Annotated in this window: 16 protein-coding genes; 4 read left to right on the top strand and 12 right to left on the bottom strand. The window is 41.9% G+C overall.

Going from position 1 to position 23,261, the window contains the following annotated elements:
* Positions 1-151 precede the first annotated feature (151 nt).
* Both LSG37_RS15845 and paeA read right to left on the bottom strand, forming a co-directional pair.
* Positions 152-1,336: an MFS transporter gene (locus LSG37_RS15845; RefSeq protein ID WP_233080782.1), complete on the bottom strand. Its 1,185-nt coding sequence runs from the start codon at positions 1,334-1,336 to the stop codon at positions 152-154.
* Between the two features lie 144 nt (positions 1,337-1,480).
* Entirely contained in the window at positions 1,481-2,794 is a 1,314-nt protein-coding gene (gene paeA / locus LSG37_RS15850; RefSeq protein WP_233080783.1) for a polyamine export protein PaeA, read from the bottom strand.
* 150 nt (positions 2,795-2,944) lie between these two features.
* Here paeA and LSG37_RS15855 point away from each other — a divergent pair, with 150 nt between their 5' ends.
* Both LSG37_RS15855 and LSG37_RS15860 read left to right on the top strand, forming a co-directional pair.
* Positions 2,945-3,730 carry a CLCA_X family protein gene (locus LSG37_RS15855; protein ID WP_233080784.1) on the top strand — a complete coding sequence of 262 codons (786 nt, stop codon included), beginning with the start codon at positions 2,945-2,947 and terminating at the stop codon, positions 3,728-3,730.
* A gap of 92 nt (positions 3,731-3,822) precedes the next feature.
* A complete protein-coding gene (locus LSG37_RS15860; protein WP_233080785.1) occupies positions 3,823-4,080 on the top strand; it encodes a hypothetical protein in 258 nt (85 codons plus the stop codon).
* Positions 4,081-4,157: 77 nt separating this feature from the next.
* Here the strand turns inward: LSG37_RS15860 and LSG37_RS15865 are convergent, their stop codons facing one another.
* Positions 4,158-4,409 carry a DUF4282 domain-containing protein gene (locus tag LSG37_RS15865; RefSeq protein WP_233080786.1) on the bottom strand — a complete coding sequence of 84 codons (252 nt, stop codon included), beginning with the start codon at positions 4,407-4,409 and terminating at the stop codon, positions 4,158-4,160.
* A gap of 269 nt (positions 4,410-4,678) precedes the next feature.
* Here LSG37_RS15865 and LSG37_RS15870 point away from each other — a divergent pair, with 269 nt between their 5' ends.
* Entirely contained in the window at positions 4,679-5,374 is a 696-nt protein-coding gene (locus LSG37_RS15870; protein ID WP_233080787.1) for a 2OG-Fe(II) oxygenase, read from the top strand.
* A gap of 48 nt (positions 5,375-5,422) precedes the next feature.
* On the opposite strand, the gene mazF is transcribed toward LSG37_RS15870, so the two are convergent.
* The 3 genes from mazF to LSG37_RS15885 all read right to left on the bottom strand — a co-directional run bounded on the left by mazF (position 5,423) and on the right by LSG37_RS15885 (position 7,538).
* Positions 5,423-5,758 carry an endoribonuclease MazF gene (gene mazF, locus LSG37_RS15875; RefSeq protein WP_233080788.1) on the bottom strand — a complete coding sequence of 112 codons (336 nt, stop codon included), beginning with the start codon at positions 5,756-5,758 and terminating at the stop codon, positions 5,423-5,425.
* Positions 5,755-5,985 carry an AbrB/MazE/SpoVT family DNA-binding domain-containing protein gene (locus tag LSG37_RS15880; RefSeq protein ID WP_233080789.1) on the bottom strand — a complete coding sequence of 77 codons (231 nt, stop codon included), beginning with the start codon at positions 5,983-5,985 and terminating at the stop codon, positions 5,755-5,757. The genes mazF and LSG37_RS15880 overlap by 4 nt, the downstream gene beginning before the upstream one ends.
* A gap of 917 nt (positions 5,986-6,902) precedes the next feature.
* Positions 6,903-7,538, bottom strand: a complete 636-nt coding sequence (locus tag LSG37_RS15885) for a hypothetical protein (protein ID WP_233080790.1) — start codon at positions 7,536-7,538, stop codon at positions 6,903-6,905.
* 189 nt (positions 7,539-7,727) lie between these two features.
* Between LSG37_RS15885 and LSG37_RS15890 the strand changes: the two genes are divergently transcribed.
* Positions 7,728-8,030 (top strand): hypothetical protein, encoded by a 303-nt coding sequence (locus LSG37_RS15890; RefSeq protein WP_233080791.1) that lies wholly within the window; start codon positions 7,728-7,730, stop codon positions 8,028-8,030.
* Between the two features lie 36 nt (positions 8,031-8,066).
* Here the strand turns inward: LSG37_RS15890 and LSG37_RS15895 are convergent, their stop codons facing one another.
* The 6 genes from LSG37_RS15895 to LSG37_RS15920 all read right to left on the bottom strand — a co-directional run bounded on the left by LSG37_RS15895 (position 8,067) and on the right by LSG37_RS15920 (position 23,121).
* On the bottom strand, positions 8,067-11,990 hold the full coding sequence (locus tag LSG37_RS15895; protein WP_233080792.1) for a DEAD/DEAH box helicase family protein: 3,924 nt from the start codon (positions 11,988-11,990) through the stop codon (positions 8,067-8,069).
* A 2-nt stretch (positions 11,991-11,992) separates the two neighbouring features.
* Complete coding sequence (locus tag LSG37_RS15900) at positions 11,993-15,148, bottom strand: site-specific DNA-methyltransferase (protein ID WP_233080793.1); 3,156 nt, start codon at positions 15,146-15,148, stop codon at positions 11,993-11,995.
* Between the two features lie 21 nt (positions 15,149-15,169).
* Positions 15,170-15,646, bottom strand: coding sequence for a hypothetical protein (locus tag LSG37_RS15905; RefSeq protein WP_233080794.1), 477 nt, complete (start codon positions 15,644-15,646; stop codon positions 15,170-15,172).
* Positions 15,639-17,018, bottom strand: coding sequence for a DUF3696 domain-containing protein (locus tag LSG37_RS15910; RefSeq protein WP_233080795.1), 1,380 nt, complete (start codon positions 17,016-17,018; stop codon positions 15,639-15,641). The genes LSG37_RS15905 and LSG37_RS15910 overlap by 8 nt, the downstream gene beginning before the upstream one ends.
* Positions 17,019-17,027: 9 nt before the next feature.
* Positions 17,028-19,901 (bottom strand): SNF2-related protein, encoded by a 2,874-nt coding sequence (locus tag LSG37_RS15915; protein WP_233080796.1) that lies wholly within the window; start codon positions 19,899-19,901, stop codon positions 17,028-17,030.
* A gap of 412 nt (positions 19,902-20,313) precedes the next feature.
* The gene (locus LSG37_RS15920; RefSeq protein WP_233080797.1) at positions 20,314-23,121 is read right to left on the bottom strand and encodes a TrlF family AAA-like ATPase; all 2,808 of its coding nucleotides are present in this window, start codon (positions 23,119-23,121) and stop codon (positions 20,314-20,316) included.
* Between the last annotated feature and the right edge of the window lie 140 nt (positions 23,122-23,261).

A 23,261-nucleotide genomic window follows, 5' to 3' on the forward strand; every position in this document is an offset into this window, starting at 1 on the left:
AAAACGATAAATACCTGTTAAACAACAGCATTCCTGATGATTTGTAAAATAACGACTACAAATTTTCGGGAATTTAGTTGTTCATTTCAGCAGTACTCGAAGTGGAAGTGACATTATGCTAACAAGCAAAACAAAGTGGACGCAAGTTATTTCAGGGCGCTTTTGATGCACTGTGCTTTAGCCAAAGACTTAAAACTAAGGTCAGCATAAACATCAGTAAGGAACCTGACACTATCCCATTCCAGCCCCACTGCTGCCAGAATGGCGATAAATACAAACCACCAGAACTAGCACCCAGATAATAAAACACCAGATACAAAGCGCTGGCACTGGCTTTGGCTTTGACCGCCTGCTGATTGACCCAACTGCTGGCCAGCGAATGACAGAGAAAAAAGCCAAAGGCACTGATAAAAAAACCAAACACAATCAAAGGCAAGGCATTAAAAACTGTCAAGGCTGTGCCCAGCATCATAATGGCAATACCCAGCGCCATGCCCAAAGCAGGATGAATTCGCTGCCCTACTTTGCCAGATAAAGCAGAACCTACAGTGCCGGTTAAGTAGGTAATAAATAACAAACCTATCCAGCCGCTCGATAATACATAGGGTGTATCAGACAAACGGAAAGCGACAAAAGTATACTGATTTAAAAAGATAAAAAAGTTAAGGCCGCCAATCAGATAGGTCAGCAACAAAGTTTTCTGGCGCAAATGAAACCAGTTATCGGCCATAGCTTGTTTGAGCTGAAAGGGCTGCTTTTGAAAATAACTGGATTTAGGTAAATAACGCCAGACCAGATAAGTACAAAGCACACTACCCAGCCCCATAGGCCAGAATACCCATTGCCAGTGATTCATTTCAGCAAACCAGCCTGACAATAAGCGCCCGCTGATCCCTCCCAACGAATTAGCGCTGATGTAATAGCCAACAGCCACCACCATAGCCGTTTTACTGAACTCTTCGCCCATATAAGCGATGGCAATAGCGGGCAGGCCACCTAAACAAAAGCCCTGCAAAGCACGTAGCACCAAAAGTGACTGATAAGACTCCACTTGAGTCAGCGCCAGCGTGCTCAGCGCCATACCGCCCAGACTCCAGAGCAATAAAGTACGGCGACCGTAGGCGTCCGACAAAGCCCCATACACCAATAAAGACAAGCCAAGTGCCAGTGTGCCAATGGCGTAGCTCCAGCTGGTTTGTAGTGGTGTCAGTTGAAATTCGCGGCTAAGCAGCGGCAACAAAGGCTGCAGCATATGCAGGTTGGCAAACACAAATACAGCAGCCAGACAAAGCGCAAAACTGGCGGCATAAAAAGCAGGTGTGTTTTTTTCAATCATAGAGGGAATCATCAACACAACTGAGCCAAAAATTCAGGCTCACAAAAGATGGCTAAGTATACCGCGCTTCCGGTTACTTTTACTTTGTTTTAATTCAAGAAAGACGGCTTAAAGCTGTTCTGATCGCAGGGCTGTACATCAAGGTCAGAGCTTAAGCTCTGACCCATCTTCTGCAACTTTGACCTTAGTCACCAGCAACTGGTCAATTTTGTAGCTGTCGATATCGACCACTTCAAACTTGTAGCCCTGAAAGATCACAAAGTCGGTGCGTTTCGGAATCTTACGCAGCATATACATCATAAAACCGGCAATGGTTTCGTAGTTTTCATCATCCGGGAAGCTATCGATATTAAAGACCCGCATCACATCATCCAGTGGAGTTAAACCTTCCACCAGCCAGGATGCTTCGTCACGTTGCACTATTTGCTCTTCGTCAGAATTCACCAGTTCGCCCATCACTATGCTCATTACGTCTTTCAGTGTCACCATACCCACTGTTAAGGCGTATTCGTTCAGCACTACGGCAAAGTCGATACCGCTGGATTTAAAATGCGCCAGCACTTCGTATAACGACAACGAATCCGGCACTATTAAAGGCGTGTGGATCATGCCTTCCTTGAGTAAGTTAATAGGCTGCTGATGCAACACCTGCATCAGAATATCGCGGCTGTCGACATAACCCACTACTTTATCCAGGCTGTCATCACAGACAATAAATTTGGCATGGGGATGTTCGGCAATTTTGTTTTTAATACTGTCTGCTGTTTCTTTTAAATTGAAGTAAATTAAGCTTTCGCGTGCTGTCATAGCTGAGGTGACAGTGCGGGAGTCCATATCAAACACATTTTCCAGCAAGGTACGTTCCTGCTGCTGCAATACGCCCGCCTGAGCGCCTTCATCCATCATGGCCACTATATCTTCTGGTGTAATTTGATCGATACGCTGCATAGGTACGTTAAAGAGTTTGAATACCAGGTTCGCCAGACTATTAAAAAACCACACCAAAGGTTTAAAGATCACCAGCATCAGTAATACAAGATTCACCACTGAAATGGCTACTTTTTCTGGCGATAACATTGCCAGCCGCTTTGGCATTAAATCGGCAAATAAAATAAACAGCGACGTGACAAAAAACACCGACAAACCAAAAGCTATACCTTCGTTGGCGGGGCTTTCAAAAAATAAATTTAGGAAACTTAGGATATAAGGGGTAAACGCAGCCTCACCCAAAATACCACCTAATATAGCCACCGCATTTAAGCCAATCTGGGCTATGGTGAAAAAGCTACCGGGGTTGGATTGCAACTGCAACACCAAAGCAGCGCGGGGTTCACCGTCCGACGCCAGCTGTTTTAAGCGAATTTTGCGTGAAGCAGCTAAGGCTATTTCAGACATGGAAAAGAAGGCACTGGCACTGATCAGCAGCAACATAATCAGTAAATTTTCTAGCAGGGACATAAAATCACTCTTTGTTTCAACAGGCTTTGCATAAGTGAAAAGCCATCAGGTTTTAATGAAAATCACTATACCGCTTGTCAGTATACGACTTAAACTGTGTTTTCCCAGCATAAGCCTTTAAAAAATGTTTAAATTTGAACCAGTTACCCTATGGCAGATTTAGTACCACGCATCCAGCAAGCTTATTTTCGTAACGGCCCGGAGCATAGATCCGGCGCCGACGTCAGCTTTTTGGATATAGTAAAAATTTTTGGTTTCCAAAGTATTAAAATCGGCCGCTGGGTCACTGCAGCAGAGCAACAACTAGCGGCTAACCTGTTTTTTGATGCGTTATCCGACCTGATGCTGCTGTTGCAGGTGCCGGAACAAGTGATTTCACTAAATCAAAGCCTGAGCCTGAATTTTGGCATTGGCGGTCAGCAAGGCAGCTGCGCATTTTATCAGCCGCAAGGCCGTTTACTGGCTTTGGCTAAAAACGCCGGTGGTGGCAGTTTGGCGCATGAGTGGTTCCATGCATTTGACCATTATATTTGCAGCAAATTATTCAGCGACGAGCTTCCTGCTGGCGCTTTTGCCAGTTCAAGCTGGCTAACTAATGCTACTGTCGCCCCTCACCCACTGAATCGGTATCTGGATCACAGTTTTGCCACGCTGTTTTTATCCACCGACTGCGCTGAATCAAACAGCTATGTCAAAACCTCCGCCGCTTTTGATCAAAGCCATGGCATTTATTACTACGCCAAGCCGGAGGAACTGGCAGCTCGGGCTTTTGAGCATATGCTGCAACAACAAAAACTTAAAAACAGCTTTTTAGTCAGCGGCACCTTAAAAAGCAAAGCAGCTAAAGCAGGCTTATACCCGGATTCTGCGTTGTCTTCCTTGTTGGCTCAGCACTGGCTTGGCTATTTTTCTTTGCTCGGCCGCGCACTGCGTTAAGTTCTGTTGTCCGTAAAAGCCATGGCACAAAAATTGAAGAGCATCCTGTACTCAGCAAATACTGACAGTATTTTGACCAAAGGAGCGTAACGATGAGCACAACATGGCGTACAGAGCAACTACGTCGTTTGAATCAGACAATGAAAGCCATAGAAATATTGGCTGAACATCCTGATTTAACGGTGATTTATCAAGGCAAAGCTTGGGGCTATCGTGATTTACTTGAGCTCTCTGTCAGAATATTCAGGCTGGCCAGACAAGAAGGTTTTGATGTACAGGCTTTTGAATTGTGGTTTGCTAAAGATGCTGAACTATTTGCACATTATGGCCTGGAATGGCGGGTGGGTTGAAGCTGTGCTGCGGCAAAGATCAGCAAGCCAATGAGTGGCCTGCTGATCGTCATTACACAAACAGCCAGACAGAATCCTTATTGATCATTCTTCTCTGCAATTTTCTGCAGGTTGGCATTGATCTTAAATAAAACAATCAGCAGCTCACACCAAATACGGGCACCCACAGCGCCACCAATCAAAATACCTAATCCTACCAGAAAGCCACCACCATAATCGGAGAACATTGCGCCTAAACCACTGAATACGGCAACAGCCAATAAAATCCAATACACCACAGTAATGATTTTTGGCGTTAACATGGCATCAAAGAAGAATATGTTTTTCATTACGAAGTCCTTTTATTTATATGTTATCCCAGAATTCCAGCGACCTTTGCTAAAGCAACATTGGGATCAGTGTCAGTTCCGAATGAACTAACTTGTTTTAAAGTAATAAAAAAGCTGATTTATTTCAATGGCGTTGTTGGGCAGATGTTTTGATAAGGGCTCAGCACAAACCAGATGCCCTACGGCGATGTTAAGTGCATAAACACGACTCAAAATATTGTATTATCGCTCCTTTAAAGCATATTTAACTCTACAAGTGAACCATCTCAATGTGGCTGAATGAACAGCAAATAACCAGTACTGCGATCCGAGCTTATCGAAAGACTTTATTGCACTCCAGTCCCAATCATATCGTGATTGATCATTTATTTGATCACAACAAACTCGCTGAAGTAAGTCATGTTTTACAGCAAGAACAACATTGGAAAACACAAAAACATAGCTACTCAGCTTTATATGTGAATGACACTAAATGGCAAAAAACTCCCGCCCCCCAACGTTTCGTGCAGCGGGACATTTGGGACCGCTCCGCGCCAGGTGCGGACAAAAGTCCTTCAGCTGTAGCTTATGAGTTTTTGTCATATTTACGTGGCGATGAATTTATGTCTTTGTTATCACGCATCTTTCGTGTGCAGATAACAGATATAAACGTGGCGAAACCAGAGGTTAACACCAATTATTTTCGCTTAAGTGCCAGCGATTTTGTCAATCAACACGCGGATGACTCACCAGGCAGAGAAATTTGTATGCTGCTTTATTTAAATAAAGACTGGCAGCACGATAACGGCGGCGAACTGGTCTTTATGGGGAAGGATGATAAAGCCGTGACTATCGCGCCTTTATACAACCGCTGCGTATTGTTTGATCCGTCATCAGAGGGCTCTGAGCACTGGGTAGAGGCTGTGAATGGGGAAACTGCAGGCAGCTATCGATATAACCTGACTAGTTGGTATTGGTCGGAGTGATGGGTTATTTGACTGAGGGAGTTTAATAACGGACCTGGTAGCCCAAAATCAAATCGAAAGAATGGTCGCAATCAATACTTTTACATTAGCCAAACAATCCGCACTGACTTGATCTACCTTTTTAAGCCTTCGGGCTTGTGCATCTAAGGACTTTAACTGATCGGTCAGAATAACGCCCTGCGTTTTTTCTGAGCCAGTAACAGCCACTTCAAAAGGATAACCTTTCACTTGACTGGTGATTGGACACAACCAGACAAAACCAGTGATCTTATTAAACTGTTTTGGACTTAATACTAGTGCAGGCCTTTTACCTGCCTGTTCGTGGCCTGCCTGAGGATCAAAATCAATAATGACAATATCACCTGCATCAGGAATTGGGCTCATAGTAGCTCCCTGCCCTCGACATCATTCACAAGTGATTGATGTTTGTTTTGGGCTGTAACCCTGGACAGCAATTCTTCCAGTGAAGGTTTACTGGGTGTAATCACGATCTGGTTACCTTGCTGCTGTATTTCGACCTTGTCGCCAACCTGCAAAGACAACCTGTCCAGCAAGTCTTTTGGTAAACGAAGGGCTGCACTGTTACCCCATTTAGCTATGGCTATAGACATAAATACCTTTTTCAATGGATATACATTGTAGATACTTTGGAGTATAGATGAGGGGTTAGGATGGGGCAAGGGGAAGGTATAAGCTTTTGGCGACAGCAGCGCCGCGGGATTATTCCGGGCATCCTGCCCTCTGTTGGCAATGCTATTTCCAGGGCCGCCCTAAAGCGCGTGCCGGTTTGCTTCCGGCAAAGGGGGCGAACCAAACTGACTCCGAGAGAGGGATTGCCAGCACCATCCATGGTGCTGGCCCTGCGGGCCGCGCTAAAGCGCGTCCAAATTCGCTCCCGGCGAATTTGTCGAACATAGGGTTCGAACCAAATCCTCGCTCTCCGGTTTAAATGAAAAAGGCCCACGCTTTTGGCTTGGGCCTTTTTCATTTAATCTGGCGGAGAGAGAGGGACTCTCCACCACTTTGAATTTGCTACGTAACCCTTTGATTTATAACAAGCACGATAACACATCAATTGGTTATATTATAGGTGTGGCAAAGTCTTGTGGCAAAGTTTTTCGCTGTTTTTCGTTACAACATAACCAAGCGAACACCAAAACAGATCGGCAACTGAAGGATGTGGTTAGGTAAACTTCGGCCAAGCTGATGTATTATTTCTTAGTATTAAACGCGGATATTTAGATGATCGTATTGAGTGAAAAATTGCGGCTCTGTGTATGCCAATGAAAGTGTTCTGTCTAATCCAGCGCTGTAGGAGGGACTCTATTTTTAAGAGCACGACGATATATTGACTTTTATTTTCACCGCCCATCAAAAGTCCCGCGTCCTAGGACACAGGACACAGGACACAGGACACAGGACACAGGACACAGGACACAGGACACAGGACACAGGACACAGGAAAATTCGTCGCACGCATCAGTTAAACAGTCAAGGGTAGAGATTACTCTATTGAGTTAACAGCCCATCAAGCCGCCTTATTCTGTGAATAACCACTTATAAGCAACTGAAGAGCTTCAGGGCTACAGTAGATCCATTCTCTGTACGTCTGTTTGTCGCGTTTAAGAAAGTATTTATTTAAGGCAGCACTTAACGAAAATGGGTGCGTAATAAATCTGTTTTTTGTAAAAAAATGCAGTTTCGCTGAATTATCAGCACTCATCAGATAGCATAAGATTCGATTATCGTCGCTCTCTTCTGACAATATTTCGCGAGATATATAACAGCCTACTCGATCAACAACACACTGCGCAAGAAATGGAATCACGTGACAATAGACAGCGTAAGTTTTAACGTTTATCTCTTCAAACTCAGTAAAGTCTGAACTTTTTAGGAGTAATGCCTCTTTACTCACAATACACCTGAGCGACGATTTGGAGCATTCGTACAAGTTACCATATCCCATGATTATCAAATCTCTGTTTTTGTCATCGAGATCAGGATTCTTATTTCCGGGTTGTAGTAACGATAATACATGTTTACGATCAATCTGCAGAGACTCAGTTTCCTTTTCGTCTAGATTAATCAGATCAAAAAGGGATGTGTCGGTGTCAACATTGATCACACTTTTTGAAACTTGCTGAGAAGTGTTCAACAAAGCCATAAGTTAGCTCTCCTTGTCTTAATACTGACAAGCGATTATAGCACAAAAAACACAACTCAAACCTTTGATTTAAATTGTGTTTTACTTGATTTTATTGTGATGAAAAAAAATATTAAATATCAAAAATCACGCCAAAAAACGGTTGTTTTTTAAATAGCGACGACAACCGTTGAGAAACTGAGAAAAGTGATGAAACTACTAAATACCTACGAAGACCGCGAAGAAGCAGAAGCTGCGGCTCTAAAAATCACTGGTGAAAAACGACTAGCTAGTGAACGTGATAGTACAGTCGTTATTTACAACCTATTTGGTCAGCCAACCTGGGGCAATTTTTATGCGCTGGGAATGTTTAACTTACAAGAATTAAAACTCATTCTTGAACAAAGAAAAGCTCAACAAAATTTCAGTCAGCAACAGCATATTGAAATAATTGGCATGCTCCGGCATGTTTCGTCCATGTTCGAACTTGCAATACCGGAGCATTGGCTTTAAAAATGTATCTGAGGCTTTTAACCCTTCATACTTTGATTAACGAAACGGATGAATACTGAATTCTTCATTTAGTGTCCATCGAGCACCATCACTCCCAACCTGGGTTACAACCCCATGTTTCTCTAGCTCTTTGAGTTCACTGTAAACATCATCATAGTCAAGTGTTGAAGCCTTACATCTGTTACAAACAGCTGAAATCTCATTAAGGAGCTCAGCCGCAGTTCTCTCAGTCTTTTCGGGGAAACACAGCAGAACTAGTGCAGCATTGCGACTGAGATTAACCTTTTTCTTGAAAAAGTACTCGATAAGCTTCACTAATGCGCCAAGAAAAGGAATGAACGAAAACAAATTGATCGAATAATCTCCGTCCACCGTCACTAAGTCTTTAATAAACTTTATTAATGTTGGAAGTTTTTCTACTAAAACGCCGCCTTTACCATCACTACCCTTTACGGTAACTAAGCTCAGCCTTGCATAATTAGTCTGGTAATCATAGTGGTGAGAGGCAGTTCTTACCTTTAAACGCAGCCCGTGTAGAAGACGCTGCGCAATTTCATCGTTCTCTAACTGATCCCTACTAAATGCAGGTTCCCCAACAATTTTAGCGAACATTTTTTGGAGATAATCTTTATCCTCCATAAACAGCACATGACGCTCTTCCAATGCCTCTTTGGGATCAGAGACGTTCAGCAAGTCAGCATAATGGGTCTCAGATACGATAAACGCATTTAAGGTCAAATCTTCATCAGCAAGTTTTGGCTCTAATGTTTTTATTTCTCTGTATAAACCAAACTTTGCATCATCAAGGTTCAGGTTTCGAATGCCCTTGGGGTCAATTAAACTTAACCATTGCTTACCGGTAGCATCATCCACCAGCCACAATAAAAAGTCGGGATAGAAATTACCTGCGGTGGCAAACCCTAAGCCTTTAGATTTTGTGTCGGCATTGCGTAACAGATACAGGCTCTTGTCACCGATGATCTCTTGTCCTCGACGTGATTCCACAAAAGCCTGAATGTCTTGGACAAAAGTAATCTCACTGGGCGCATCAAAAGCGGTTGGTCGCATCTTTAACGGTAAATCTGCATTTTTCTCAACAGACAACAGAGGATAATACAAGTGCCTATCGAAGGTCACTGCAATCATCCCCGGTGCGTTCCAGTCTTTTGCTTTACCGATATCACCCTTGGTGACAATAGCTTGCAACTGCTCTAAGCGTTCAACGTAAACATTACCATCATCCGTATCCTCGATTTCGAAGTGATACATCTTGATCATGCCTGGATCGTCTTCCTGTACTTGCATTACTTGATAAAACTGTCCTTCATAAGCATTTTTCAAGGTGTGATAAAAGCGCTCGGTATAATCTAGCAGCATACGAAGCATGATATCTTCCTGCTTTCTCACATCGGAAAACTGCTTAATTTCCAGTTCAGATTTTGGAATGAGTAAGGTGTACCAACCGTTAGATACGCTGGTTTCGCCCATGCAAAAGTGTTGTAAACGTTGCTTATCAAGGCGCAGGTTAGACCAACCACGCTGCAATTTAAAATCCTGCACCGCAAGATATAAACGGTCAAAGTCAAAGGCTGCAATAACCTTATAATCTAGCTTACCTTCATAACGGACGTTAACTGGTGTGGTATCGCCTTTACGCGTCGTATCTATTGCTTCAAGCTTTGGATAAAGATCTAGTTTAATGTGTGGCAACTTGACCTTACCCGCGAATTCAGCTGGCACCTGATACAACTCAGGAAAATGCACACGCTTAAAACCGTGCCTCTGGTTATCTTTAAAACCATCCTTCAGCTTTAGCGTTTTAAGCTTGGTTGCTGGCAAATTTGCTCGTGTTTCGAAATTGAGCTCTAATATCTCATCGCTTGGTGTAACACCCTCATCCTCAAGGTATTGCTTAAACGTCGCCATGTAATCTGCACGCACACCAAATATATTCAGTGTTTCAAGCTTGTCTAAATGGATCCCTTTTGGCCGTTGCCCCGGTGTACTTCGCTTTAATGAGTAGTCTCGCCCTTTTAACCGCACCCCACGGCCAAATAGTTGAATAATCTGGGAGCCTTCACCACGCCCCATATTTAACAAGCCCATGGTAGAAACCCGCCAACTGCTCCAACCTTCGGTGAATTTACGCGAGCCGATCAAAATATGCAGTTTAGAATCTTTAGCGTTAAGGGTGTGGAACAGCGATTTAGCAAAATCATCGCGTTGGTAATCAAAGGCCGTGTCTTCCTCACAGAGCTTATATAGCGATGGAGAATCGCCGATATTAACCAAGCCAAAAGGCTCTGAACTACCAACCTGCAGAGCCAACTCGCCTTTACTGCCAATCAGGTTTAATACCCTAAGCCGTTGGCCGGAATGCGATGTATTAAATAGTTTCGCCAGAATATCCGCATAGATATCCTGAGATCCATTGATTAACGCCGTAAAACGCTTCTCAAAGATGTTTCGATCTTTGGTATCCAAAAGCCGGGCTTTATTGTCAACCAGGTCTTTAATCCAACTCTTTGCCTGGCTTTCATGGTTTAAAAACCAAGCCAGAAAACGCAATACTGCATGAATATCTGAATCTTCACCGCTTACCGTATTCCCCACAAAGACCCAAAGCGGTTTCTCAATATTAAACTCGCTTAGCTGTTCTTTATGCTTATTGAACAGATATTGCTGCTGATAAAAGCTTAGCAAACAGGCTGTGAAATATTCGTACCTGCGATCGTCGTGCTTATCCTGCTCCGGATTTAAGTTGAGGATAAGTGACTCTTTGCCGTAACCATCCTCATAAAAAAACTTATAGGAGTAATCGAACAGAATAGATTTGCCATAAACCTCACGCGTTGCCTGAATACGCGCATCACGCTGCTCTTCAGTATCCAAGGCTATTAGCGCTAATTGTTCATCAGTCAGCTTAGCTAATGCTGTGGTTTCGAACAGCAGTTTGGCTTTTTTCTTTCTTATCTCGTCTTCAACTGCATCGACCGTTTTACCATCTGAAACGGCCTGGCCAAATGTCGCTGAATATTCAAATGCGAAGCCATCACGGGTTAATTTATCGCGACGGCGCATCCAGGCTCCAGCTGCAGTACCAGTACCTTTGTGGCCTTCATCAATTAGAACCAGGTTTTTACCCTCAAAAGCTTCTACAGCAACGGTTTTATCACCCATTTCGTCGGCAAGCTTATTGATATCTATAACTTCAATGGTTCCTTTAAACGGGGTTCTTTTGCTTTTGTCGAACAGCTGAATTTGCGAGAAGCCAGAGTCGTACAACTCTGTCATATGCTGTTGCGACAATCGCTCGTCCGGCGTTAATAAAACAATCTTGTCAGGGTAAGCATGTGGGTTACCGTTCTGGAAATAATGCAAATACTGCAAAATATTCACATGTAATAATAAGGTCTTGCCTGAACCCGTAGCATTCCAATACGCCAGCTTGTTGAGATCTTCAAGAATGTAGCTTCTAAACTGATTCGCCCTATCTTTAGACGTCAGGTTATTTTCTGCGTTATAGGCAGCCAATTCTTTATTCAGGCCATCCAACAGTTCTTGCTTGCGGTTAAAATGCCAATCAAGGTAAATCTCTGTAAAAAGCAAAGACAGATACTGAAAATATTTCATATTCAGTATCGTATCTTCCTTTTTATTCCGATGCTCAGTGATCGTTTGCCAATGTTTCACAATGTTTAAATCGTAACGGCGCAAATCGGCTAAATCGATGCGTTCAACTTCAAATAAGTAGTTGCTTAGCTCATGAAAAAACAGGCTTTGCCCATCCTCATGAATACCTTCAAAACGATCTTCACCAAGACGCATTTTTAAACCTTGCAAGGTTCCGTCTTTGAAAAAATGGAACATAAAGCGGTTTAACACCAGCTGTTTGTGAAAGCTAAGCTTACTATTGCTTTGCTTTTTAACCGCTTTACCGGCAGTCTGAGTCCTTGCCATTATTAAGCCTCCTCTGCAAACATCAGGCTTAAAAACTCAGGCTCAATCTGGCGTAGTTTCAAACTGCGAGTTACTTCACCCTGCTCAGTATCCACGGTAAAGGCTGTCGGCAAATTATGGTCGCCATTAATGTAGATAACGTCGAATGTCTGTTCTTTAGCATACAGATCCAAACGGTTAGCGTATTTTAAAAGCTCTTCATAACCTATCTTGTTACAATCACGCCATAAGACCAGTGTGCGCTCACCCGTTGGTAATGTACCCTCAATACGAACATAACCGCGTTCGATATTTGATTCCATAGATTTCACGTGTAAGCCAATCAGATAGTTGAAGGTATCTACCAAATCAATATTCTTTTGGGTAGTTGCACCTGCTGAGTCAGCAGAAATATCCATTTTATAATCAAAAGGTTTACGGAAGTGCTCAACATTAATCAATGAGCCTCTACTTTCCGTCTCGAGCATATATTTGATCTGGTATTCATTATCAATACCCGTTCTCGACTCAGAGAAAAGATCAGCCATCGCTTGCGAGTTTTTTAATTCTATATTTCCCAAAGTATCTTCGTAACTTTCAATTTTAATGACCTTAAATATGCTTTTAAGACCTTTATCGCGTGAAAGTGGCTTACCTGCTCTCCAATCTGGTGAATAATTCACCTTTTGGACTCTAGCTTTAAGTACACTTTCAAAATATTCTCCTTGCTCTACGATAACAAATTTCAGACTTTCGTTAACGCTTCGACGTAAATTTAATGACGCATGCGCAGTTGTTCCTGAGCCAGCAAAAAAATCTAAAACAGTTTTCTCACCCTTAGATTTACCAATACACGCTAAAATAGAATTTTCAACCAACCCTATAGCCTTCGGGAAATCAAAAGGTTTGTCATTAAAAAGTTCTTTCAATTCTGCTGCGCCATAGTTAGCAGAGGCATATTCTTTCTTATCCCACCATGTAGTCGGCAGAGCATCTGCATCCATTCTTGTTTTGAAATCTATGCAAATATTGCCGTCTCGAACTCGCCTAACTCTGTATTCAGAATACTCTTGAGCAACTCTGACATGGCCTCTTTGCCAGTTTTTTTCTATCTTGCGTCCGTCTTCAAACTTGTCTGGGTAAAGAAGTAATTCATCATGTTGAATCTCTTCCAAAACTAAATATTCTTGATTAGCGTCGTCCCATTCTAATTTTGGAATGCGTATCTCATCTTTAGCTGTAACAACAATAGGATAGTAAAGTTTTGGTCTGTCTTGACGCTTGTCATTACTTCCTGCACGAATAAAATTCATCCAAGAGTAATGGCCCAAGTCATCTTCAAGCGGATATCGTCCAAGCTTAGCCTCATCATATCCAATAGATGCGGGTATTGAATCCTCAGAATTTCCATAGAAAATGGCATATTCATGAACTGGTGAGAATTTCCCTTTAGTTTTTCGACTTTGAGGATTAACCTTTACTACTCCTACACCAGCTTCTTTAGGAAATATTTCTCCCATTAACACACGTAATGGTGAAACCTCTTGATCATCAATGGCTACAGTAAGAAGAGTGTTTTCCTTCATAAGTGACTTAGCCAGCTCCAAACGGTTAAACATGAGAGTCAACCAGCTAGAATCTTTAAAACCATTTTTATATAAAATTGCTGAGGCATCCGTGTTATAAGGGGGATCTATATAAATGCCATCTATATTTTTGTAATATTTAGATTGCAAAAGATTAAGCGCTTGGTAATTATCACCGTGAATCAAAATCCCATTAACTTTGTTATCTAGCTCGTCGATTCCGCTAAGCACATCCGCTTTAAAGGATTTATCAAACAGTTCTGTATCAATTGTAAGACCTCTAAAACCTTTAAGAAGCGCAGTATCGTCATAGGGCTTGTCAACCAAACCTAGATTTACCCACTGTTGCCATTGAGATTTATTTTTTGACACGACCTCCAATTGATCTTCGCTCAGATAGTCAATGCTAATTAAGAATTCAGCATCAACTACAAATTTTCTTTTGTTCCATAATTTCTTTTGAAAGTTTTCTAACTGTGATAAAAACGAGATAATTTCTCCAGAACACATACGCAAACACTGGATCATTCTTAGCTGCTTTTCAATATTCGCAAACACTTCAGAATTTTGTAAATTATCAAGATTCATCACTTCATTTTTGATGTAAAAATCTAGCTCATTCGTTAAAAATCCAGCCAAATCTTTATGAATAAAATAATCTGCAGTATTCCTTTGAGCGTAGGTGGTAAGATGCTTTTCCAAATTAGTGCGATTAGGATTGCTTTCTGTTGGCGCTCGGTTTGCTAAATCTGCCCAATGCTGCTGAACCTTTGCATCAGCTAATATCTTAGAGATTGCTTCTTGCACCAATACATCTTGCTTGGTACCTTTCTTAACCGCTTTATATTCAAAATGAATGACAAGCTCTTCAAGTTCAAATGCTTGGCCTTCTTGAATAACGCTTGTTCTAACAACCTCAACAGGGTTATAGGGCTGCTCGTACTCTTCACCCTCTTCATCGAGTTTGGAGCGCACATGAGGCTCTATAAGCACAAAGCGTCTGTCTGCATCGTTGTCTTTACGGTTATCTTTTGCTGTATCTGCGGTTAGCAGTTTAAAACTAACCTTGCGTCCATCGGAGAGCTTGAAAGAGTAATTGGCAAAATTTTCACCACTTTTAATGTAGTACTGGTCTTTATTGGCCCAGTGCAGCATCACTTCTTCACCGGCATAAGGAATAGCGTAAGTATCGCCTTTATAACGACGCTGGCTGATAAAATCGCCGTTATCGTAATAGCGGGAGAAAAAGGTTAGTAAATGGGAGTACACGGCATTTTCATGCTCACTGGCACCCGATACCGTTGCGGCAAGTTGCTTTTTAAACTCCTGCACTTTAGGGCTTTGCTCGGGTTCGAAACCAGCATCAGTTGCTGCTTTTATTGCGGCCTGTAATTGTTGTTCTAAATTGGTTTTATTGGCATTCCCGGCATCAGCAAGCGCTGCCTGAATTTTTGCTTTTAGCTTGTTATCGAGATAATCGTTAATCTCCTTTGCCCGCATATTCAGAATGCGATAAATGCCAAAATCCAGCTCGGGCTTATCAATTTGGAAAATCTCTTTTAGCTTTTTAACCAGCTCGTTGTACTTACTCATAGTCTTCTCTTAATTTGGTTGTCACTGACAGCTGTCTGGGCATAGCTGTTGTACTGTGATATTTAATTGGTTCATTAATTCTTGTTGTTCTGCCCAGTCGCTGTCTGTCGCATTAACAACTTGTGCTCTAGCGGCAACCGCAGTAGCTAAAAATTTTCTATCTGATGGATCAAAGTTATTTACTGGGAGCTCTGCAAAACCAAGATTCTCGTCATCAATCGGAGTAATTGTGACTAACTCGATATTCTTTTGGGCATATTGATTGTCATGGAGGTACTTGAAAAACATATCGCCAACACCTGGATTACCAGCATAACTAAGGTGTTTGGCATATTCATCCATTATCAAACTTGTTTGATCGAGGCAAATTGATAGCTGATCGCAACATGCTAATAGCTTAATACAAGCCAACTCACAATCTATTGAAGCTTGTGGTGAATGACCATTTGCCACAATTGCAACATTGCTATCAATTACTTTTTTGGCAAGATTACTCAACACTTTGCCCCGAATTTTGCTTGGCTTTTCGTTTTAACAAAGCTGCCCTACGAGTGGCGGCAATTTCAGCCATTTCGTCACCAAAAAAGTTTTCTGGCCAATTATGAATTGAACCAAATTCATCTAATTGCAGTGTTTCATAAATTGCACAGCCTTGTTTTGTAGAGAAGAAGTAAAGCGCAATGTCGTTTTGCTCAGCACTGTTATCAGCAACTCTGCGCTGTAAACGCCGGATGAAGTGTTCACTATGACTTTCGACAATTACTTGAACATTGCGTGTTTTAGATACAGTTAGAATTAAATCAGCAAGCTCACTTTGCACTGATGGATGCAAGTGAATTTCGGGCTGCTCTAATAAAACAGTACTACCTTCGGGAACGTAATAGAGTAACACCAATACTGGTAATATTTGTGATACACCAAAGCCAACATCTGTTAAGCCGACCTCACAGCTGCCTACTTCTTTTTTTACCAAGGTTCTAAAAATATTCGAATTCGGTGCAACTTCTTCCACTCGGAAAGAATGAATTAAACCTAATGCCTTCAGCCAGTGGGCTATCATTTCTTCGAAAGATTTACTGCGTTTTTTATAGCCTAGACTTCTTTTTTCATTGCGAGTTGAGGCAGCCAATATAGCATTAATCGTGAGTTCACCTCTAATTCCAACATCTGTCGGACTAGTACCAGACCACTGATAAGTTCGTTTCGGGTAGTCTCGAAGCGGCCCTAAGTAGAAAATTTTATCCATTGCAGCTTCAAAAGAAGCTTCAAACTGGCTGAGAAAATCCGCATTCTGATAGTAAGTTTTAGCTTGATCAGGAAAAAGATAATTTTTGGTTGGCTTTGGTAATTTCCACATACGACCTTGAGTACGTGTAAAACGAAACTTTGAACTCCCCTTTGCTACAAGATCAAAATCTTTAGAATCAGGTTTTCTTTGTATAGAAAATTGATGGTCCGCAAACTCATAACCTAAAGCTTTTACCCCTAAAAGCTTTTCTTCTAGGCCAATAGAAGAGGAGACTTCTATGCTAGAGGCTTTAAACAAAACACTAGTTGAGCTTTTTTCAACATCTTGTATTCTTAACTCTTTTGGTAGGCCCCAGGATAGAGCCCAGGAGATATCTTTCGTCGTATCGTGTTTGAATACCACATCATGATATGTTCCCAATTCTACAAGCTTATCATGGCCACCAAAGTCCGCAGCAATTGCCCTGTCACTATTGTCTTTACTTTGTTTAAGCATGAGTAAAAAGTGAATTAAGCTGCTTTTTCCTGAACTATTTGTACCAAAAAGTCCGGTAACCATACCAAATTTTATCGCCAGCTTTTCCCAAGCTTTAAAATTTTTGAGCTCTAGCTTCTCTAACATATATGGCTCCTAAATCACGACCCATGGCACAGTAAATAATTCTTTAATTTCGGTTTTTTGCTTCATGCGTGCTTCTAAAGCAGCAATAAGCTCGTCTCGTTTTTCCGCAATACTGTCTTCAACGTCCCAGATGTTCTGCCGCAACTTGCGCTGTTTTAGCTCAAGATCTTTAAGTTGCTGTTGGAACTGTTGTTGGTCATCGACAGAAAGAGCATGGCGGCTTTCGCGTTTTAGTGACTTAATCTGATTTTTTGTATCCGTAAGCTCTTGCTCTGCTGCAAGCATTTTATCATCGGCCCATTTATCTAACTTATCCCGCTCATCCTGAAAATACCTATTATTGGTATCCATCGCTATGGCTAATTGAGCGTCTATATTGCGTGTTTGCGCATCACGTAATTTATCAGGTATGACAAGTAATTCTGTTGACTCACTCACTTCGGCACCAACGTTAAACAGTTTTTTGCATGCCTCAGAATCAATGAGTTGTCCTGCATCGGTAATACCTGTGAATACCAAGTGCTGCTCAATATTAAAGGCTTCAATACTCAGCAGATGGAGCGAAATCCAACCTGTTTGCCCTTGCAGCTTTCCGGCGACCGACACTTTACCATCATGTTGTTGATAGTTGAACGTTAAGGTGCGTCTTGGTGTTAAAGCGTCTTTTGCGCTATCGATAACATATTCGCCTAACGGATGGCTGATTCGATATAGTCGCGAGTGTGTATCCGTGGTCTTTAGTTGCTCATCGCCCCGCCGGATAAACTGATATTGACCTGGCGACTGCTCTGCAACGTGAGATGTAAGTGTGAAACTGTAGTCTGCTTCACTAAATACCGCGTGTTGTTGTAACTGATGTGTAGTTACAGCCCAAAACCAGCGCCCGACTTTGTCTAAACGCTCTTTGGCTTGGTCGAGTTTAATTTTTAATAAATCATGAATATCTTCATCAAAATGCTCAAGCAAGACCTGCTGTGTTTGCTGCATTTTCTGGTTAATGTCGGCTTCAAGCTCTTTTTGCAGTGCAGCAAAAGCTGTTTCTATCTGTTCTGGTGAGCGGCATTCTTGGTAGATTTGCTGAATACGCTTTTCAAAATCGACACCACTTTCTAATGAGCCAAGTACCGTGTCTGACGCACCGAACACGCCATCGAATAAGTTAAACTTCTCACTGAGTAATTCTAAAACCCGCTGATCAGCATAATTGCGCTGATTGACAAAATTTATCACGACGACATCAAACTTCTGACCATAGCGGTGGCAACGGCCAATGCGTTGTTCTACTCGCTGCGGGTTCCAGGGTAAGTCGTAGTTAATCAACAGCGAGCAGAACTGTAAGTTAACCCCTTCAGCTGCAGCCTCAGTTGCGATCATGATCTCGGCGCTATCCCTAAAATAGTCTATCAGCGCTGTTCGTCTATCGACCTGAGGCGAACCAGTAATGCGATCTGAACCGGCATAAGTTTGCTGCCATTGCTGGTATATCTGTGTTGCTTCGGGATGGTTGTTCGAGCCACTAAAAGTGACCAGTTTATTTTTAAATCCTTGAGCTGATAAAAAAGCAGCCAGATAAACTTGTGTGCGTTTTGACTCGGTAAATATTATCGCCTTTTGCTCAGCACCCATTGAACTCATTTGCTCAAAACCAAGTGATAGGGCTTTTAGTAGAGCATTGGCTTTTTCGTCGTTGCTAATATCCTGCGCTTGTTTAATGTAAGTGCCGAGCTCCTTGATCTCGAGCGTCAGCTTTTGATGGTCGATAGCTTCTTCAACATGCTCCTCAGGAACAAGAGCCTGTAAATCGTCTTCATCGAGATAATCCGTTTCGATATCATCATCCTCGATGATCTCAAGTAAGACATCGTCAGTGAGTTTCTTTTTGTTGTTCTTTAAGTCAATAAGACGGCGCTGCATCACCTCAAGGGTGTTTAGCACGGCAAAAGAGCTTGATGCTAAAAGCTTACGTAAAATTAAGCCTGTCAAATGCCGTTGTCGCTTTGGAAGCGCGTAGCTATCCTCCTTATCTAAAATGGAGGATACCGCATCATAAAGTGCGAGTTCTTTTTCTGAAGGCGTAAAGGGAATAGTGATGGCTTTGCGCTGCGTATACTTAACGTACTCCAGCACTTGTTTGCGCAATGTGCGCTTAACAAAGTGAGATAAACGTTTTTTCAGTTCCAGCTGGTCACTGTCGCCTTGCATAAACTGTTTACGAAAGGCTTTATCATCACCAAAGAGATGCTCGTCTATCAGAGTAGACATGCCATACAGCTCCATAAGGGAGTTCTGCAATGGCGTTGCGGTTAGCAATAATTTCTTTCTACCGAATAACGCACGCTTTAAGGCCTGGCCAATTTTGTTGCTGTCGCGATGGGCGTTTCGCAGCTTATGTGCCTCGTCAATTACCACGAGATCCCAAACCTGACTGACTAGCTGCTCTTCAAGCTTTGCTGCATAGTTGTATGACATGATTACAACTTGCTTGTTGTTTAAGGGATTATAGATGCCCTCTTTCTGCAACTGATTGAAGGTTCTGGCATCCAGGATTTGTGAAGGTAGGTTGAACTTATCCATTAACTCCTGTGCCCACTGGCGGCGCAGTGATGCAGGGCAAATGATTAATAACTTACGTTTCCGTTCAGCCCAATACTGACATAGCACTAAACCAGCTTCGATGGTTTTACCAAGACCAACCTCATCGGCTAACACCACACCTTTGTTCAATGGGTTATCAAGTGCAAAAAGTGCAGCGTCTATCTGATGTGGATTCAGATCGACGCACGCATCAAATAACGATTGGGAGAGCCTATCAACACCATTATTGGCATGCAGAATGGAGAGTTCGTGTGCGAAGTATTTAGCGTGATATTCCGTTATCTTCATGATTGATCTTAGAGCAAAACAATAATACGTCACCTTACCAGAGATTTATTGTTCTTTGGAACATCGTTTGTGAGCTGGCACGACCTAAGGCGAAGCTTGATCAAGAGCTGCGCGCCCCTGGCCATAGAGAAACCTTGCGTAAGACCGCGCGATCATTTCAGCTGCAATGACTTTAATCAGGTCTGTACACCATCCCAGAAACCATCAAACCGCTGCTGTTTTTACCGGTCTATAGCCAGCGGCATAACAAAATAGAAAAGCTCTGGCATGAGTTGAAACGATTACTCGCAACCAGCGCTTTCAAAGATGGATGAACTACTGGAGCAGGTAGACCATTTTATGGAAACGGCGGCCCCGTTTCCTTTTGGTAAACATAGACTGAATACAATGCATCACAATTAGGAATTGTGATTTAGGACAGATTGTATTTCAATTCTCTTTCCTTGAAGGCGGAAATACCTCCTTCCAATATATGACATACATGCTCTCTGATCCCAATGTCTTGGAGGGCATAATGAGATTTTGCCTCATACTCTCCATAAGTTAATTCTAAGCTCCCGCTGAAATAATCGAACTTAGAACCAAAGTTTGGATCATCATCATTTTGTCCCTTCTGATCTGCAACTATTACACACTCAGCGTCCGCAGCAACGACTAAATTAGCATTGTGCGTAACTAGGATTATTTGACGTTTTTGTTTGCATTTTCTAATGAAATCTTTGAGTTGCGAATAGATTGTACGATTATCTAAGTTGTCTTCGGGTTGGTCTATTAAAATTGGGTGAGTAGAATTGCTCAACTCAAGCATTAAGCTGAGTAGGACCAAACCACGCTTGCCAGGTGACATTTTTACAATATCGTCGTTTTTGTAAGTCACAACGAAATCGACCTCAAAATAATCACCATACAGATGCTTAAAGGCGTCTATGAGCTTCACATTTTTCCTCAAAGGCGGGGCGTCCTTTGACAGTGCTCTTTTTGAGATAGCGTCTATGTCTTCGATGAAAGAATCAAGGTTGAATTTATATTCGCCGTCTCGATAAATTGAGCCTAAAAATCCATTTATGTTACTGTTTCTGTTGAAACAGCTTGTGAATAGATCGAATTTTCCGGGTGCAATAATCAACTTAGCTTCGATCCTAATGTCATCATCAACCTGAAAATTTTCGACATTTTCGCACAGGGATTGATAAAGCCTGTACAACTCTTTGAAACTGGAATCGATTTCAGATCTGCACTTTTCCCCATTTTCTTTAATGACTAACTTTTCTTTCAGTTTTTCATTTATTCGAGCGAGCTTATCTTGCTCTCGTTTTAACGACGTATTGAGACTTTCAAGCTCAGCAGAGTCTTTCACTTTAGATTCGAGTGGCACCAGATGACTTGAAACCAGATGGACTTTATCTTCTATAGCCTTCACTCTCAAAGGGATCGAATCTTTAATTTCTTTTATCTTTTCAATTTGTTCGTTAAAAACTTGGTTTAATTTCGAACGCAGACTGTTTCCTAATTTCGCGCTCACCGATGACTTGTCAGAAAAACCAGAATCAATTGAAATATCAGACAATAAGTCTTCTACCCACTGAGTTCTCTTGCTTTCGACACTGCGAATCATAGATTCTAATTTAGATGTGAAGTCATCATATTTCCCTTTGGCTTTTTGATATACACGCCTCTTCATGGAAAGGGATTTAAATGCTTGCTCATCATTAGGAGTGAAATTTGAAATTTTCCTAAGTTCAGCGGTTCGTAGCTGAATGCGGTCTATTTCCTGTTGGATAGATTTTACATTCCCAATCTCAAGTGCTTCTTCTTGAAGCTTTTTGTAATCGTCAGCTAACGAGAATCGTCGGTCAATTTTGTCCGATATTTGCGTTCGAATAGTCTTGATTGTACTAAGCGTTTCTTCTGAGAATTCTTTATATCGTGGGTTTTGAGAGAGAACACGAGAAATTAACGAATTAAGACTTTCGCGTCCCTGCTTATCGGCCAATTCATTTATGTAAAACTGTGGAATATAAGTGATCGCTTTTGCATTGGCGCCAAGTTCTGAGAGTTTCGAGACCTCACCGTTCCCCCACTCAACTTCGAAATCTATGCCTTTCAGATCATCATACGTGGGTGCACGCGCTAGACCCGCATTATTTGTCACTTCAGAGTTATTTATTGTCCGAGCGATGTGGTACAAAAGCATGGATTTGCCAGACGATTTACCGCCAATAATTGTGTTTAAATCCGAATTTAAAGCAATCCACTTTGTGGGGAATAAGTTCAATCCAGATGAATCTAAATAACGAACGCGTCTGATCACTTGGTAGTTAGGTTTATTGACTGGCGAGATATCCTGGATTTTTACCCTATCAGACTCGAACACGACCTGTCTCAGACCGTTGAATGAAGGATCGGCTTTAATCCAGCAATTCCTTCGCAAATCAGGTTCGAATATTTTCCCAAAATCGTGAGCATCTGAGCCATGTATACAAGGAATAATTTTGCCATACTGTGCAATGATATCTTCTCTAGTTCTTCCAGCACCACCTGTAAAATGTTTGATATCACTTGGGTTGCTTGAAAAGATAAGATCGGTTAGATCATAAATATTTTGCCGGACGCCTTTAAAACCATTTTCCCTGATCCCTGAAGCACCATCTTTTGAAGAATTAGCAACAGCAATTAGGGAGTTTGTCTTCAACCACGTTTCAGACTCATACCACGAACAGAAAGCATCGATAGATACTTTGAAATTATTCATGCCCTCTCTCAGGGCTGATTTCCCTGTCAGACCTGCAGTAATTGCAGAACCAAGACTTTCAAGTTGTGATTTTTCGCAGCCATATTTTTGGCTGCGATAGGTAAATGTCAATCGAGCAAGAGCCTGGTTTATTTTGCTCACATGATCAGAATCACTGGGATCGACCAGAACGTGAATGTTAATTCCTTTACTAGACTCCGTTTCTGGAGTGACGCGAAACTCAATATTTGGTATCAGTAAGTCGATGTCTTTAAGCCTCCCATTCTTTCGGTATTCAAGCATTTTTTCGTAACCGGAGATTGAATAGTAATCAGTAACTCCAATTACAGAGACATTATTTGATTTACTCTCGATTTCAGAGATGTACCCTTCCCAATCTTCGCGGTACTGAGATTCCAAAATTGAGTCTGGGGTATGAACATGAAGATCCCAGCGTCTCCACTCAGAACCGTGCTCAAATACTTTCATAACCAATCCTTAGCAATTACCGAATTCAATTACAATATCAGTCTTTGTGACAAAGTCGATCAGTCCTTGCGAACAAAATAAAAATTCAAAAGCATACGGAGAAAATAAAGTCTCCCTAACGCCACCAAAAGCTAACTAAA

Source organism: Rheinheimera soli, assembly GCF_021290985.1.
Lineage (GTDB): Bacteria > Pseudomonadota > Gammaproteobacteria > Enterobacterales > Alteromonadaceae > Pararheinheimera > Pararheinheimera soli.

Excerpts from the sequence above, each read along its gene's own strand:
- LSG37_RS15915 (WP_233080796.1), bottom strand. The coding sequence starts at position 19,901 with ATGAAGATAACGGAATATCACGCTAAATACTTCGCACACGAACTCTCC.
- LSG37_RS15890 (WP_233080791.1), top strand. The coding sequence starts at position 7,728 with ATGAAACTACTAAATACCTACGAAGACCGCGAAGAAGCAGAAGCTGCG.
- LSG37_RS15885 (WP_233080790.1), bottom strand. The coding sequence starts at position 7,538 with ATGGCTTTGTTGAACACTTCTCAGCAAGTTTCAAAAAGTGTGATCAAT.
- LSG37_RS15855 (WP_233080784.1), top strand. The coding sequence starts at position 2,945 with ATGGCAGATTTAGTACCACGCATCCAGCAAGCTTATTTTCGTAACGGC.
- LSG37_RS15870 (WP_233080787.1), top strand. The coding sequence starts at position 4,679 with ATGTGGCTGAATGAACAGCAAATAACCAGTACTGCGATCCGAGCTTAT.
- LSG37_RS15900 (WP_233080793.1), bottom strand. The coding sequence starts at position 15,148 with ATGAGTAAGTACAACGAGCTGGTTAAAAAGCTAAAAGAGATTTTCCAA.
- LSG37_RS15860 (WP_233080785.1), top strand. The coding sequence starts at position 3,823 with ATGAGCACAACATGGCGTACAGAGCAACTACGTCGTTTGAATCAGACA.
- LSG37_RS15865 (WP_233080786.1), bottom strand. The coding sequence starts at position 4,409 with ATGAAAAACATATTCTTCTTTGATGCCATGTTAACGCCAAAAATCATT.
- LSG37_RS15920 (WP_233080797.1), bottom strand. The coding sequence starts at position 23,121 with ATGAAAGTATTTGAGCACGGTTCTGAGTGGAGACGCTGGGATCTTCAT.
- LSG37_RS15910 (WP_233080795.1), bottom strand. The coding sequence starts at position 17,018 with ATGTTAGAGAAGCTAGAGCTCAAAAATTTTAAAGCTTGGGAAAAGCTG.
- LSG37_RS15895 (WP_233080792.1), bottom strand. The coding sequence starts at position 11,990 with ATGGCAAGGACTCAGACTGCCGGTAAAGCGGTTAAAAAGCAAAGCAAT.
- mazF (WP_233080788.1), bottom strand. The coding sequence starts at position 5,758 with ATGAGCCCAATTCCTGATGCAGGTGATATTGTCATTATTGATTTTGAT.
- LSG37_RS15880 (WP_233080789.1), bottom strand. The coding sequence starts at position 5,985 with ATGTCTATAGCCATAGCTAAATGGGGTAACAGTGCAGCCCTTCGTTTA.
- paeA (WP_233080783.1), bottom strand. The coding sequence starts at position 2,794 with ATGTCCCTGCTAGAAAATTTACTGATTATGTTGCTGCTGATCAGTGCC.
- LSG37_RS15845 (WP_233080782.1), bottom strand. The coding sequence starts at position 1,336 with ATGATTGAAAAAAACACACCTGCTTTTTATGCCGCCAGTTTTGCGCTT.